Genomic DNA, 14,347 nt, shown 5'->3' with positions numbered 1-14,347 from the left:
AAATCGTCTGATGTATTACCGGTGATACGTTAAACCGAACCCCATAAATTGCTCATGGTGAATGAATTCACTTCTTGGTACTGATGCTGTACTAAGCCAGCTGCTTAATGACAATCGAAGCATTGACATTGGCTTGTGTTCCTCCAGCCAGCGTCTGCAGAGTGACTGCGGCAGCCGAGCTGTGATTCCGAAGCGTCAGCACATCGCCTGACGATAATGCGATGATCGCCTGCCCGGTGTTCTGCTGGGTGCCTGCACCCGAACCATAGACTGTTCCCGGAACCTGCGCCCCGTTTACGAATAATGCAAATTGGCCGGGCTCCACTCCGGATACGGAGAAATTAACCTCATAGCTCCCCGCATTGGTTACCGATATTGTAGTTGTACCAGGGGCATGTGTGATTCCGGGAGTTAACAACCCATTCGTATCAAAAGACACATCTGCCTCAATCGGCACTACCTGCGCGCCGAGGTTATAGACGTATCCGAACTGGGCAATTCCACCGGCTGCCCCTGTGGCACCCGTCGCTCCCGTTGCCCCGGCTGGACCGGCAACTCCTGTTGCACCCGTTGCTCCAGCGGGCCCCGCTACTCCCGTAGCACCTGTGGCCCCCGCTGCTCCTGCCGTTCCCGCTGGCCCCGCCGGGCCGGTAGCTCCTGCCGTTCCCGCTGGCCCCGCCGGGCCGGTAGCTCCCGCCGCTCCGGCTGGCCCCGCCGGGCCGATGGCTCCCGCCGCTCCAGCTGGCCCCGCCGGGCCGATGGCTCCTGCCGCTCCAGCTGGCCCCGCCGGGCCCGCGGGACCGATCCCGCCCAGCGCTCCGGCCGCGCCTAATGCTCCGGCCGCTCCCGCAGCGCCGAGCGCACCTTGGGTACCGGCTGCGCCCAGCCCCCCGACTGCTCCGGCTGCGCCCAACAGCCCGGCTGCTCCCGCTGCTCCACGGGCACCTGCGGCACCGGCTGCACCTGCGGCGCCAAGTGCTCCGGCCGCGCCAATTGCCCCCAGTGCCCCTGCGGTTCCCTGTTCGCCCAGCGCTCCGGCTGCTCCCGCTGCGCCGAGCGCACCTGCTGCACCTGCGGCTCCCGCCGCTCCCAGCGCTTCAACAGCGCCTGCCGCGCTTAAGGCTCCTGCCGCACCCGCGGCCCCCAGCGCACCTAATGGAATATTGACGCGGACAATTTGCTGTTTGACGATAATTTTCTTGCAGCCGCATTTGTTGTCCTTCCCTTTTGTCGCGGGACGTTTCGCTCTTGGCAGAGGGCATCCGGCAAACTCCTCTGTGCAGCTCCGCTTTTTCTTCTTACGTTCCGTACGACCCATATTTGACACCTCCTATAGACTTTATGTATCCTACTCCGTTTACCCAGAGGGGGCATGGACATTCATCCCGTAGGCAAATATTTATTTTTGGAAAACGGGTGATTTGTACCGGTTGGACAAGCTGAGTTTATCTGCGCAGAGCCAAAATTGTTCACCCGCCCTATCACACCCCGTCCAGCCAAAACATATACTATTGCCGGACAAACCGCCTTCGATTGCCCCGGTGATCATATTTGATTGCAGTTCATACAGTAGATTTCGGTGCAGAGTCCTCAGATGGACCTATTCGTCTACTTCTCTGCTGTATAGAGTGCAATAGAAACCGTTCAAAATGCAAAAAAAAAGAGTATTCCATTGCATAAACTGCAATCAAATACTCATCTAAGCCTTTCCGCTCCGGGCAACGCCCCTGGAGGTAAGAATATCCCCTCAAGAGTTCAATGAAGTGAGACCATAGCAACCGAGTGCTCCTATTTACAGCAGCCCGACCATCTTCAAGCCTTCATAGATCCCGTCCTCGCGGACAGATTTCGTAATGAAGGAGGCGGCCGCCTTCGCTGCCTTCTCGCCGTTGCCCATGGCAATGCCATACCCGACATACCCCAGCATCTCCACATCATTCAGGCCATCGCCAAAAGCATAGACCTCTTCCTTCTTCACCCCGATCACCTTCAACATCTCCGCGATCCCGTTCGCTTTGGAGCCGTTGCCGGGCAGCACATCCATACACAGCGGGTGCCAGCGGATGAAATTCAGCTCCGGGTACCGCTCGGCATAGATCTGCTGACTCTCCTGCGGACAGAAGATCATCGCCTGGTAAATGTCATTCTTCAGGAAATATCCGGCGTCATGCGTCGGAAATACCAGCTTCAGCGAACCAACGCTCGTATTGATGTACTCATGATCGGCCACATTCACTCTCATGCCCGCCGTATCCGTATACGCAACAGGGTGATCCAGCTTCTCCGCGAACAAGGTCAGCTCCTCCAGCACGCTGGTCGCAATCGGGTTCTTGTACACCGGCTTCCCTTCATAGACTACATACTGCCCGTTCAGCGAGACATATGAGTCAATTCCCAGCTCCTCGCGCAGCCCCTCGAACATATAATCCGCTCTTCCGGTAGCAATTGCTACATGGTGCCCGCGTCTCTTCAGCTCCGCTATCGCTTCTCTGGTGGAAGCCGGAATATTCTTGTCTTCATCATAGATCGTACCGTCAATATCGAAAAAAATCGTTTTCTTCAAAGTGATGCCTTCCCTTCTCCATACGCTCTGCCTATTTACAGCCTGCTCAAATTGTAACAAAATCCTCCGTCAAAGTAGAGTCTATTCTCCCCCCGGCCTGCCAGCCCCGGATATCATCAGCCGTTGTATTCCAAAAAAAGCTGCGCCGCACTCCACATGGAGGACAGCCCAGCTTATGCATCCGCATATATAAAACGCACTTATAGTAGAACTCAAAGCTTGGTCGTCACTGCGGTGAACATTTGGACTTCCGGCCGCTGTTGTTTTTTGGATTTCCTAATTGCAACCACTCCTCGTGGTAGAAATCCAAACACAAAGGCGGTCGCTATCGCTCCTCCAGTTCCAAATTTCCCCTCCGCTTCTTTTTGCTTTTTGTTAAATTCTTTAGTGCGTTGCCTAAACCGCATTCTGCGCGCGCTGCTGCTCTTCCATCAGCCACTGCAGCAGCATGACTTCCGGCACAGTGCCCTTGCGGGCCTCCGCGTAGGCCCGGACCTTCTCCAGTAGACGGCCGGCCGTCTCGGCGCTGACCGCAAGTCCCTGCTGCTCCAGCACATGGGCCACGCCGCCGCTGCCGGAATGCTTGCCCAGCACGAAGCGGTGCGCCCGGCCAACCACCGCCGGATCGAAGAACTGATACGTCTCCTGCTCCTTCATCAGCCCGTCCACATGAATCCCGGATTCATGGGTGAAGGCGAGCTGCCCGACGACCGGCTTCGCATCGCCGACACTACGGCCGGACGCGGCAATGACCTTGTCGGCGAGGCCCTGCAGCCCCTCCAGCCGGACCGCGCATTCCCCGCCGTACAAATAGCGCCAGGCCATGGCAACTTCCTCCATGGCCGCATTGCCGGTCCTCTCGCCGATCCCGGCCACCGTCGTACTGGCCCACACCGCTCCGGCAGCTATGCCGCTGAGTGTGTTCGCGCAGGCCAGCCCGAAGTCATTGTGGCAGTGTACCTCCAGCTCCACATCCTCAGGCACTTCTCCCAGCAGCCGGCTTACCCGCTCTGCCATCTGGCCCGGATGATGGGCTGAGACGGTATCTGCATACCGGAACCTGCGGATGCCTTCCTTGTATAAGGTATTCACCACTTCGATCAGGAAGCTCAACTCCGCCCTGGAGGAATCCTCCATACCTGCCGATACGCTCATGCCCTGCCGCAGCCCGTATTCCACGGTACGCAGCAGCTTGTTCAGACCTTCACGGGGCGTCAGCCCCAGCTTGCCCTGCAGTTGAATCTCCGACACTGGAATGGAGATATGGCTCCAGCTCACACCGGTAGCCTTGGCCTTGTCAATATCCCCGGGTACCGAGCGGTTCCATGTCATTAGCTTCATGGGTAATCCCAGCTCAGCAACAGCGGCAATATCCTCCTGCTCCCGCTTGCCCATGGCAGGAATGCCTACCTCTGCCTGCTCTACTCCGCTCTCCGACAGCAACTTTGCGATTTCCAGCTTTTCCGCCCTCGTGAATGATACTCCAGCCGCCTGTTCACCATCCCTGAGTGTCGTGTCACATAGCTTGAGACGTTTCACGGTTTACCTCCCTCTCCGCAGCAAGCGCAATTCGGATTACGGGCAATACGGACGCTATAACAGGCGAAGTCGAGTGAGCTGAAGCGATGCATTACGCCCGCGTAAGTTGTCCCTACCCCTGTAATCCATTTTACGGCCTCCAGCGCTGCCAGACAACCGGCAATCCCGGAGGTGGCACCCAGGACCGGGAACCCGAGCGGCTCCCACTGCGGCGGCACCACCGGATACAAGCACTCAAGGCAAGGCGTAAGTCCGGGAATCACCGTAGTAAGCGATATTTCAAAGCCATACATGGCCGCCTCCACCATAGGTGTATTCGTATCGACACACAGCCGGTTCAGTGCATACCGCTCAGGGAAGTCGTACCGGGCATCGATCACAAGATCGGCCGCTTCTACCCAGGGGCGTGCCTGAGGATATTCAATTCTGGAATTATAGCCTTCAATCTCTACCTGCGGATTCAGCTGCTTCAGCCGGGCAATCGCCGTACTCATTCGCTCCTGGCCGAGATGCTCACTGTCCATTAGAATCTGCCGGTTCAGGTCAGGGGCTGAAATGACCCCCTCATGGGCCAGAATAAGCCGGCCCACGCCAGCCGCCGCCAAATAGAGGGCAGCCGTTCCGCCAAGCCCGCCGATTCCGGCGACCATAACCGTCGCTTCCTTCAGCGCCTTCTGCCCGTCTTCCCCGAGCAGCTTCAGCTGCCGGGTGTACCGTTCCAGCTCCAACCCTCCGGCAAGCTGCTCCATCCCTGACTCCCCCTGTGACTGAATTCATATACTCCCTTAGCCCTCCAGGCTGAGCAGGCCATGCGCTGAAGTCAGCTCTTTATATTTCTCCAGCCAAGCCATCCCTTCTTCAATACACTCCACCCCGTACGAAATCGTCTTCTCAGCCGAAGTGAACGGGAAGGGGAAGCCTGCCCGCAGGCTTTTAAGCACCACAATGACTCTGCCGCTGTAGAGCAGCCCCCGTCCGAAGCCCTCGCCGTTAATCTCCGCCGTACTCTGGATCATAAGGCCGGTTCTCTCCTCCATAACGCCTGCCATAGCCTGGAACAGCAGCGGCACCTGCTGGCGGACCTTGGGCGACACCGCGCAATTGAATTCCGATTGATCCTTATCCCCGGCAGATGCCAGGAACAGCTTCGCGATCTTCTCCAGCGGAGGAAGGCTGCTGCTATGTCCGAAAAAGTCTGCGGCATCCAGAAGATGACACAGACGCCGGATCAGGGCATCTGCGGTCTCCGGATTCAGCTCCTTGCGCGCTCTGGGACTGCGCTGTCTCACCGCCGCAGCTCCCGGAACCACCTTACCCTGCAGTACCGCACTCTCATTAGCCATGGGTTCCACCCTCTTCTCCTCCTTCGTTCTCTTCCTCTGCCCGCAGTACCTTGGCCAGCCACATCGGCGGCTTGCCCTGAAGCATCTCGACCAGCCGCTTCAGCTGCTCCTCGATAGGGCTGCCGAACGCAACCTTCACCGGCATAATCTTCCGGCGTGTTACCCGCGCAGCGGCCGAAGCGCCGATCTGCATGATGAAGATCAGGGTACAGTCGCCTACGGAATCCAGGCGGCTGTCGATTTTGCCTGCTTCATCCTGGTTGGGCACAGCTGACAGTCTGCGCAGCTCCACCAGCTCAGCTCCGGCTTTCGTTACATTATATACAGCGAACATCGGACTCTGTCCGAAATGCGCATTCACACGGCTTCCATCATCTGTGGCGAACGCTACTTTCACGGTGCCCTGCCTCCCTTTGCATGAACAGATTCCCTGCCTTATTACTCCATTCCATTGCTCCCCGATACCCTACGGAGACGGACATGTAAGCCCCAAGCTCATTCCAGACCGGGAACCCGGCCGGCATGAAGGCGGCACCCGTCCGCTGCGCCCCGGCGATCCCGTGGGAATTGCTGATCCAGAGATCCGCCCCCTTGCCCAGCACCTCGGCATCGTCCAGATCGCCCACCCATACCTCGCGCTCCATTCCGGCAATAAGCGGGGTCTCGAACGAAGTGATCAGCGCCTTCTGCTCTACGCCCAGCTCCTCCAGCCACCCCGAGACCGAATACAGATGATCCGGTTCCAGTGCGGCAAGAACCGACATTCCGGCAAATTGAAAATGGGCGTCCAGCATACCGTCCAGCAGATTCTCCCGCTGCCAGCAATACCGCAGCGGCACCGGCTCCCCGCTGATCTGATGCAGGAAATGCAGCAGTTCATCGGTTGCTTTAAGCCCCATCGCCCCTTCGAATACCTTATACGGGGTGCCTATGGCATTATGCAGCCGTCGGGCAGGACGCTCCATGCTGCCGCCCACGGCAATCGTCAGCCCGGACTGCAGGCTCTGGAGCATAGAGTCCAGCGGAACCCCGCCGCGCGTCAGCGGCGAAAAGCCGGTAAGCAGATGGCCGGACAAGGAGGTCGAGATATCCGGCAGCGCAATCACCTCGAAGCCGAAGGAGGAGATGATTTCCTTCAGCTCCATCACATCGGCCGGGGTTAAGAACGAGCCGGGCAGCAGGGTAATCTGCCGGGTATTCACGCTTCTTTGCCCCCGGTGTCCTACCTGCTGGATCATCTCGTCAATCATAGACTCCACCGTAGCGCTGAAGCCCGATTCCAGCGATCCGCGAAAATCAGGCAGCACCACTGAGAAGGCGAGACCTCCGCGCATATTCCGCTCTCTTTTATACGTCTTAAGCATGTTCTGATAATCCGCACCGGCTACATCGGTCAATTCCGTCCCAATGATGCCGATGATATCCGGGCGGTGCTTGCTCAGCACCAGATTCAGCGCCTCCTCCAGATTGCGGTTGGCATCGAAGATGACATCCATCTCCTGCAGCGCCGAGGTCTGCACAGCAATCGGTTCCCGGAAATGACGGGTCAGGAGCGCCTTCGGAAAAGCGGAGCAGCCCTGGGAGCCGTGAATCAGCGGCATGGCCCGGTAGCAGCCCTGCAAGGCCAGTACGGCACCCAGTGACTGCCCGATCTTCATCGGGTTGACCGATGCGGGCTTTTTTCTCCGGTTAACGGTCATAGGGCGGCGCCTCCTTATCCCAGGGAGCAGGGCTTGCCGCCAGCTTCCAGATCGGGTTCGCAAGTGAATAGGTCAGCTCTTTGGCCAGCCGCAGCAGCCCTTCATATCCGGCATACGCCTTGTGGCGCTCCTGATTAATATCAATGAAGGGAATCTGCTCTTTCATCGCCACATACATATTGCGGCCGCCGGCAATCATAATATCCGCCTTGCGCTCTCTTACCGTCTTGATGATCCGGCTGGCCCCGCCCTCGGGAATGTATTCTGTATCATCGCCCACACGGTCGGCAATCCGCCGCACATCATCCTCCGTGCTTTTGTTCGTGCCTACCCCGACGACCTGAACGCCCAGCTCCTTCAGGGCCGAGATTACGGACCAGCTTTTGACCCCGCCCGTATAGAGTACGGCCCGCTTCCCCCTCAGCAGCTTGCGGTAAGGCCGCAGCTCCTGGCTTAACCTGGCCTCCTCCCGCTCGGTGAGCCGGTCCACACGCCGCTCCATCTCCCGGTCATTCATCAGATAGGCCATCTGGCGCAGCGAATAGGTCGTTTCCTTCGCACCATAGAACGAGCCTTCGAAATACGGGATGCTGTATCTTGACTCCATCTCCTTGGCAAGGCCCAGCAGCGCCCGGCTGCAGACCACCATATTCACTCTCGCCCGGTGTGCCCACGTAATCTCTTTATAGCGTGCATCCCCCGTAATCCGCGAGGTTACAGCGATCCCGGCGCTGTTCATCAGCTTCTCAATATCCCACATCTCACCGGCGATATTGTACTCCCCGATCAGATTCACCCCGAGATCCGTCTCCGGCTCCGGCTCCCCCGTCCCGATGACATACTGCAGCAGCGCATCCCCCGCCAGCCGGTTCCCGAGATTCTTGCTGCCGACGAAGCCAGGGCTGTTCACCGGGATCACAGGAATCCCGATCCGGTCCGCCGCCTCCTTGCAGACCGCATCCATATCTTCGCCGATCAGCGCGGTCACGCAGGTTGAATATACAAATATTGCCGGAGGCGCAAAGCGCCCGGCAATATAATCAATGCTGTCCTTCAATTTCTTCTCGCCGCCAAAAATAATATCAGAATCCGTAAGATCCGTAGCGAAGCCGTATTGGGACAGGGAGGGGCCGCTGGACAACGTGCCTCTGCTCTCCCAGCTGTTTCCCGCGCAGGCGATCGGTCCGTGAACCAGATGCGCCGCATCCATAATCGGCAGCAGCGTGATCTGGGCTCCGTCGAAGGAGCAGCCTCCAGCAGCTTCGCCCGGCTTGGGCCTTGGACAGGGCTTCGCCTTAGGCGCTATACTCCCGCAAGCCTGGGAATCAAATTCATCTTGCCGTAAAGGGTCCATCGGCTCTTCATCTCCTTCGCTTAAGAGGCTGGAATTCACGCCAGACTTACGCGCAGTTAGCGCACCAGCTCAAAATTAAAGCCGGAGTTATGATCATCAAGCTGCTGCAGAATCGTGTTCACGATCAGGCTGAGCAAATTGAGTGTTCCCTGATACCCGATAATAGGATAACGGTGCATGTGATGGCGATCGAAGATCGGGAAGCCGACCCGCACCAGCGGCACCTCCGCATCCTTGGCGGCAAATTTCAGATGGGAGCTGCCAATCGCCAGATCCACCTTGTCATTCAGCAGCAGCGAGCGCATATGCCACAGGTCTTTGCCGACATGCACAGTAGCTTCGGTGCCATACGGGCTTGCTGCCAGCAGCGCTTCAGCTTCGTCCTTGAACTTCACTTCATTGAAGTCCACATCACCGTTCGAGCAGATAATGTGCACCGGCTCCATCCCGGTCTCCAGGCAGAACCCGATCAGGCCGATGAGCAGATCCGGGTCGCCTACCAGCGCCACCCGTTTGCCATGCAGGTAAGGGTGACTATCCATCAGCGCATCCACGACACGGCCGCGTTCTTCGGTGAGTATTGCTGGAATCGGGAGACCGGTCAGCTCACTGATCGTATCCAGCAGCGTATCCGTGCCCTTAATACCCAGCGGCGTGGATAACGCTACCAGCTGCTGGTTCCAGGTACCGCTGATATATTCCTGGGTCTTCTTCAGCGTATACTTTTGCAGGGACAGGGTGGCAAGCGCATTGGCTGCCTGCGGAACATCCGCAAGCTTCGTGCCGCCGTAGTAGTATTCATACTCTCCGGTTGCCGGTGAATCGTAGTTCCCGCTGTGGTCTCCAAGTATGGTGTACTTGGTATCGAAGGCTCCCAGAATCTTGCGCAGCTCCGCGAAGTTCCCGGTGTACGGCTCAAAGCCCAGCATCACATTCAGCTTCTCTCCGCTCTCCGCGCCGCTTCCCGGCTTGCTCTCTATACCCGAACGGGTGTAGAGGTAGCTCAGGATACCCTTGATCATAGCGTCGTAGCCAGTGATATGTGAGCCGACGAAGCTCGGCGTGTTGCAGTAGGCTACCGGATATTCCTCACTGATCACCCCCTTAATGCGGGCATTGCCGATAAAAGAGTTCAGGTCATCCCCGATGACCTCAGCCATACAGGTAGTACAGATTGCAATCATCTCCGGTTTGTACAAGGCGACACTGTTCTCCAGACCGTCAATCAGGTTATTCATCCCGCCGAATACGGCGGCATCCTCTGTCATGGACGTGGATACGGACGGCGTAGGCTCCTTGAAGTGGCGGCTGAGATGGCTGCGGAAGTAGGCATTGCAGCCCTGCGACCCGTGTACGAACGGCAGTGTCTTCTCGAATCCGAGCGCGGCCATGACTGAACCCAGCGGCTGGCACGCTTTATGCGGATTAATCACCACATTCTGGCGGCTGAAATTCTTCTCCATATATTCGGCAGACTTGGAGTACGCGAGTGCTTCGGCGGTCTCCTGCTCGCTGCAGGGCGCTTCGAACTGCTTCTTGTTCTCCCGCTGCTGCACATAACGCTCTTCCTTGAACAAGCTGGTATTATCTTTAATGTTCAGTTCATCCCTGCTCATACGCCCGCCTCCTTCGGCTCCATTGTTCCTTGTCTGCTCACCAGATCCCATACCGGGCTGTTCACGGTCATATCCATATCCTTAGCGAACACCTTAAAGCCGTCGAAGCCGTGATACGGGCCGCTGTAATCCCAGGAATGCATCTGACGGAACGGCACGCCCATCTTGTGATAGACATATTTCTCCTTCACGCCTGAGCCCACCAGATCAATGTTCATCTTCTTCGTGAGCTCTTCCAGCTCATAAGCTGTAGGATCATCCATGACAATGGTTCCCTCAGCAAGCATCGGGAGCATCTTCTCATAGTCGTCCTTGTGGGCGAATTCATAACCGGAGGCTACGATGTCCATCCCCAGATCTTCATAAGCTCCGATGGTGTGGCGGGAGCGCAGGCCCCCGATCATCAGCATGACGGTCTTATTTTCCAGGCGCGGTCTGTATTTGCGGATCACTGCATCCATGACCGGCTTGTATCTGGCGATCATCTGCTCGCAATTCTCCTGAATCGTGTCATCGAAAAGCGCTGCAATCGCCCGCAGGCTCTCATACGTCTTCGTAGGCCCGAAGAAATTGTATTCCAGATAAGGGATACCGTAGGCTTTCTCCATATGGTCAACCATATAGTTCATGGAGCGGTGGCAGTGGATCAGGTTCAGCTTCGCCTTGTGGGCTACCTCCAGCTCGTTCAGAGAGCCGTCACCGGACCACTGGGCAATAACGCGCAGGCCCATCTCTTCCAGGAGGATACGGGAGGCCCAGGCGTCGCCGCCAATGTTATAGTCGCCGATGATATTCACATCGTAGGGACCGGTCTCCGCCAGCTCGGCACGACCCATCACGAAGTCACGGATCGCATCGTTCGCAATATGATGGCCCAGCGACTGGCTGACTCCGCGGAAGCCTTCGCAGCGTACCGGAACAACCGGCATTTCCAGCTCTTTGGACATCTTCTTCGACACCGCTTCGATATCATCACCGATCAGGCCGACCGGACATTCCGACTGAACAGAGATCCCCTTAGCCAGCGGGAACATCTCGCTAATCTCACGCATAATGACGGCCAGCTTCTTATCCCCGCCGAACACGATATCCGTCTCCTGAAAATCACTGGTAATCTGCATCGCTGTAAAGTTATCGATGCCAAGCGTCCCATTCGCAAAGTTACGGCGTGAGCCCCAGCTATACTGTCCGCAGCCCACCGGCCCGTGACTGATATGGACCATATCCTTGATCGGACCCCAGACCACCCCTTTGGAGCCGGCATAGGCGCAGCCGCGCGGGGTCATGACACCCGGACGGGATTTGATATTGGACTTTACCGCACAGGTGCTGCAATCAATGGCCTTTTCATCCGCCACCTGAAAATGCTTCTCACGGTCCTTCCGCGCCTTTTTGGGATAGGCTTCCAGAATCTCTTCAACCAGCTTCTGATTCTCTTCAATATTCAGTCCCATCGTTTGACCCTCCTTTTCTTAATGGCTTACCTATGAGTTGAACTTAAAGCGTGGTCGTCACTGCGGTGAACATTCGGACTTCCAGCCGCTGTTGTCTCCAGATGTTTTTTATTATTCCGCTTAGCGGATAACATCCGGAGACAAAGGCGGACGCTACCGCTCCTACAGTTCCAAATTTCCCCTCCGCTTCTTTACGCTTTTTGTTAAGTTCTTCAGTAAGCCTTATTGCCCGGAAGCCGCCAGCTTCTTGATCGCAGCTTCTTCATCTTCAATGATGCCGAATTCCATCAGCAGCTCTTCCAGCTCTTCCATCGAGATCGGGGTAGGGATCGTCAGCATTTTGTTATTGAGGATTTTCTCGGCCAGTATTTCATATTCTTTCGCCTGCTGGTGCTCAGGATTATATTGGGCTACGGTCATTCTGCGCAGCTCAGCATGCTGAACAATGTTGTCGCGGGGAACAAAGTGAATCATCTGTGTATTCAGGCGGCGGGCCAGCTCCATGATCAGCTCATCCTCACGGTCTGTATTCCGGCTGTTGCAGATCAGGCCGCCGAGTCTTACGCCGCCGCTAGTGGCATATTTCAGGATACCTCGGGCGATATTGTTCGCTGCGTACATCGCCATCATCTCGCCGGAGCAGACGATATAGATCTCCTGGGCCTTGCCCTCACGGATCGGCATGGCGAATCCGCCGCATACTACGTCACCCAGTACGTCATAGGAGACGAAATCCAGATCCTGATAGGCGCCCTCCTGCTCCAGGAAGTTGATCGCAGTGATAATCCCGCGTCCTGCGCAGCCTACCCCCGGCTCCGGCCCGCCGCACTCTACGTTGATAATGTCGCCGAAGCCTGTCTGCAGCACATCCTCAAGCTCCAGGTCCTCTACGGAGCCAAGCTCAGCCGCCAGCTCCAGCACGGAGTTCTGGGCTTTGGTATTCAGGATCAGACGGGTGGAATCCGCCTTCGGGTCGCAGCCTACGATCATGACTCTTTGTTTGAATTTGGTGGCCAGCTGAGCCAGGGTGTTTTGTGAAGTTGTCGATTTACCGATACCGCCTTTACCGTAGAAAGCTATTTGTCTCATTGTTCATCATCCCTTCGAAATGTTTAGTTTTTCAAAATAAGAGCTGTACTTCACGCTTTCGAGAATGGCTTCCTGAATGCCGCCTTTGCGGACAAGAGGCAGGACACCGATTGCGTTCAGGCTGGCCCTTGGGGCCTCGCCGATGCCGGAGCAGAGAAGAATGCGGCAGTCACTTAGAATCGTTATAATTTCTTGCAGCGTAGCTGCTTTGTCACCGTTACAATCGGCCTTGCCATGGCAATAGGCTTGGATCTTGCGGACACCCAGGAGCTGTACATCGGTTCCGTCGGTGTCGTAGACCAGGAACTCAGTGGCATGACCGAAATGCTGATTCACTTTGTCGCCGCCTCTGGTGGCAACCGCGACCCGTGTCTTCGGCCCTCCGGCCTGAATGCGTCTGGCCTGTTTGGCCAAGATGCGCTCGCGGATCTTGGTGTCCAGCTCACGCTGCAACATCGCCCGGGCTTCTTCATTAATGACCGGCTCGGCTTCCATCGCTTCCAGCGGAAAATCGGGATTGCGGTCCTGGCCCAGCAGCCCGATCGCATCCGCCCGGCACTGCCGGCAATGGCGCATAACCTTCATTCCCGCGCGGCCCAGCTGCTCCTGCAAATTAAGCAATTCCTTTGGACGGGGCGCCTTGCGGCCATCCGCTTCATACTGGCTGCCCGGCGCGATAATAAGCGGTGTTACATTGTGCAGCGTGGCCCCGAGCTCTTTTACCCGCGCTGACACTGCAGTCAGATGATGATCGTTAACCCCCGGAATCATAATGGAATTCACTTTGACCAGAATCCCCAGCTTTGCCAGCATTTCAAGTCCCAGTAGTTGACGGCTGATCAGCAGCTCGGCTGCCTCTCTGCCTTCGTACCGGGCCCCTTCATCGAACACCCAGGGATAAATCGACTGGCCGACCTCAGGGTCAATGGCGTTGATGGTGATCGTGACATGGCGGATGCCCAGCTCCATAATCTCATCCACATGCCGGTACAGCGTGAGTCCGTTAGTGCTGAGACAGAGGGAGACATCAGGCACATGCTTCCTGACCCGGGCGAAGGTATCGAAGGTCTGCTCCGGGTTCGCGAGCGGATCTCCAGGCCCGGCTACACCCACTACCGAGAGCTGCATCAGCCCGGCGGCAACTCCCCGCACCTTGCGTTCTGCCTGCTCCGGAGTAAGCACCTCACTGACCACGCCCGGCCTGCTCTCATTCACACAGTCGAACTTGCGGTTACAGTAATTGCACTGGATGTTACAGGCGGGAGCAACCGGGATGTGCATCCGGGCATAGAACCGGTGGGCCTCCTCGCTGTAGCAAGGGTGGCGGCTAATCTCCTCTTCCGCTTCACTTGATAGACATGACGGCTGCATCATTTCCCACCTCCTAAAAGTTTTGTAAGCTAGGCTTCTCTGCGCATTCTGCGTACAAAACTCGCTTCGGAAGTATTAACTTAAGTTTTATGGTTCAAATAGCCTTTGTTTTGGTTAATGTTATTTTATCTAACATTAAATTCACTTGGCCGCTTTAATTAGTTTCATCATATTTTCATTACCGGGGATCGTCAATTAGTCCAACGTTCGTTTTGCCCTTTATTTCCTTTTGTTTGCAGTTTCGCCATATGACATGTCAACTTACATGACTCATACTTATCATGTTTCCGTTTTCAGGCCTGTCATTTCTATTGATAG

12 protein-coding genes are annotated in these 14,347 nt (G+C 56.6%); all 12 read right to left on the bottom strand.

What is annotated here, in order from left to right; translation table 11 throughout:
- Positions 1–91 precede the first annotated feature (91 nt).
- The 12 genes from MHH78_RS08885 to nifB all read right to left on the bottom strand — a co-directional run bounded on the left by MHH78_RS08885 (position 92) and on the right by nifB (position 14,032).
- Positions 92–1,318 (bottom strand): BclA C-terminal domain-containing protein, encoded by a 1,227-nt coding sequence (locus MHH78_RS08885; RefSeq protein WP_341167173.1) that lies wholly within the window; start codon positions 1,316–1,318, stop codon positions 92–94.
- Between the two features lie 474 nt (positions 1,319–1,792).
- Positions 1,793–2,563: a Cof-type HAD-IIB family hydrolase gene (locus tag MHH78_RS08880; RefSeq protein ID WP_076083110.1), complete on the bottom strand. Its 771-nt coding sequence runs from the start codon at positions 2,561–2,563 to the stop codon at positions 1,793–1,795.
- A 396-nt stretch (positions 2,564–2,959) separates the two neighbouring features.
- Entirely contained in the window at positions 2,960–4,102 is a 1,143-nt protein-coding gene (locus tag MHH78_RS08875) for a homocitrate synthase/isopropylmalate synthase family protein (RefSeq protein WP_341167172.1), read from the bottom strand.
- Entirely contained in the window at positions 4,099–4,851 is a 753-nt protein-coding gene (locus MHH78_RS08870) for a HesA/MoeB/ThiF family protein (protein ID WP_341167171.1), read from the bottom strand. Before MHH78_RS08870 ends, MHH78_RS08875 begins: the two co-directional genes overlap by 4 nt.
- 36 nt (positions 4,852–4,887) lie before the next feature.
- Positions 4,888–5,445 (bottom strand): DUF269 domain-containing protein, encoded by a 558-nt coding sequence (locus MHH78_RS08865; RefSeq protein ID WP_341170297.1) that lies wholly within the window; start codon positions 5,443–5,445, stop codon positions 4,888–4,890.
- Positions 5,438–5,842 carry a nitrogen fixation protein NifX gene (gene nifX / locus MHH78_RS08860; protein WP_341167170.1) on the bottom strand — a complete coding sequence of 135 codons (405 nt, stop codon included), beginning with the start codon at positions 5,840–5,842 and terminating at the stop codon, positions 5,438–5,440. The genes MHH78_RS08865 and nifX overlap by 8 nt, the downstream gene beginning before the upstream one ends.
- On the bottom strand, positions 5,817–7,145 hold the full coding sequence (gene nifN, locus MHH78_RS08855) for a nitrogenase iron-molybdenum cofactor biosynthesis protein NifN (RefSeq protein WP_341167169.1): 1,329 nt from the start codon (positions 7,143–7,145) through the stop codon (positions 5,817–5,819). The genes nifX and nifN overlap by 26 nt, the downstream gene beginning before the upstream one ends.
- Complete coding sequence (nifE, locus tag MHH78_RS08850; RefSeq protein ID WP_341167168.1) at positions 7,135–8,499, bottom strand: nitrogenase iron-molybdenum cofactor biosynthesis protein NifE; 1,365 nt, start codon at positions 8,497–8,499, stop codon at positions 7,135–7,137. Before nifE ends, nifN begins: the two co-directional genes overlap by 11 nt.
- A gap of 56 nt (positions 8,500–8,555) precedes the next feature.
- A complete protein-coding gene (gene nifK, locus MHH78_RS08845) occupies positions 8,556–10,115 on the bottom strand; it encodes a nitrogenase molybdenum-iron protein subunit beta (protein WP_341167167.1) in 1,560 nt (519 codons plus the stop codon).
- Positions 10,112–11,569 carry a nitrogenase molybdenum-iron protein alpha chain gene (gene nifD, locus MHH78_RS08840; protein WP_341167166.1) on the bottom strand — a complete coding sequence of 486 codons (1,458 nt, stop codon included), beginning with the start codon at positions 11,567–11,569 and terminating at the stop codon, positions 10,112–10,114. Before nifD ends, nifK begins: the two co-directional genes overlap by 4 nt.
- 222 nt (positions 11,570–11,791) lie before the next feature.
- Positions 11,792–12,658 carry a nitrogenase iron protein gene (nifH, locus tag MHH78_RS08835; protein ID WP_036723486.1) on the bottom strand — a complete coding sequence of 289 codons (867 nt, stop codon included), beginning with the start codon at positions 12,656–12,658 and terminating at the stop codon, positions 11,792–11,794.
- Positions 12,659–12,664: 6 nt separating this feature from the next.
- Complete coding sequence (gene nifB / locus MHH78_RS08830) at positions 12,665–14,032, bottom strand: nitrogenase cofactor biosynthesis protein NifB (protein WP_341167165.1); 1,368 nt, start codon at positions 14,030–14,032, stop codon at positions 12,665–12,667.
- Between the last annotated feature and the right edge of the window lie 315 nt (positions 14,033–14,347).

The sequence above is a fragment of the Paenibacillus sp. FSL H3-0333 genome (assembly GCF_038002805.1).
Lineage (GTDB): Bacteria > Bacillota > Bacilli > Paenibacillales > Paenibacillaceae > Paenibacillus_AQ > Paenibacillus_AQ silagei.
Note: the sequence above shows the minus strand (reverse complement) of the source record. Positions and strands in the feature narration are given on the sequence as shown.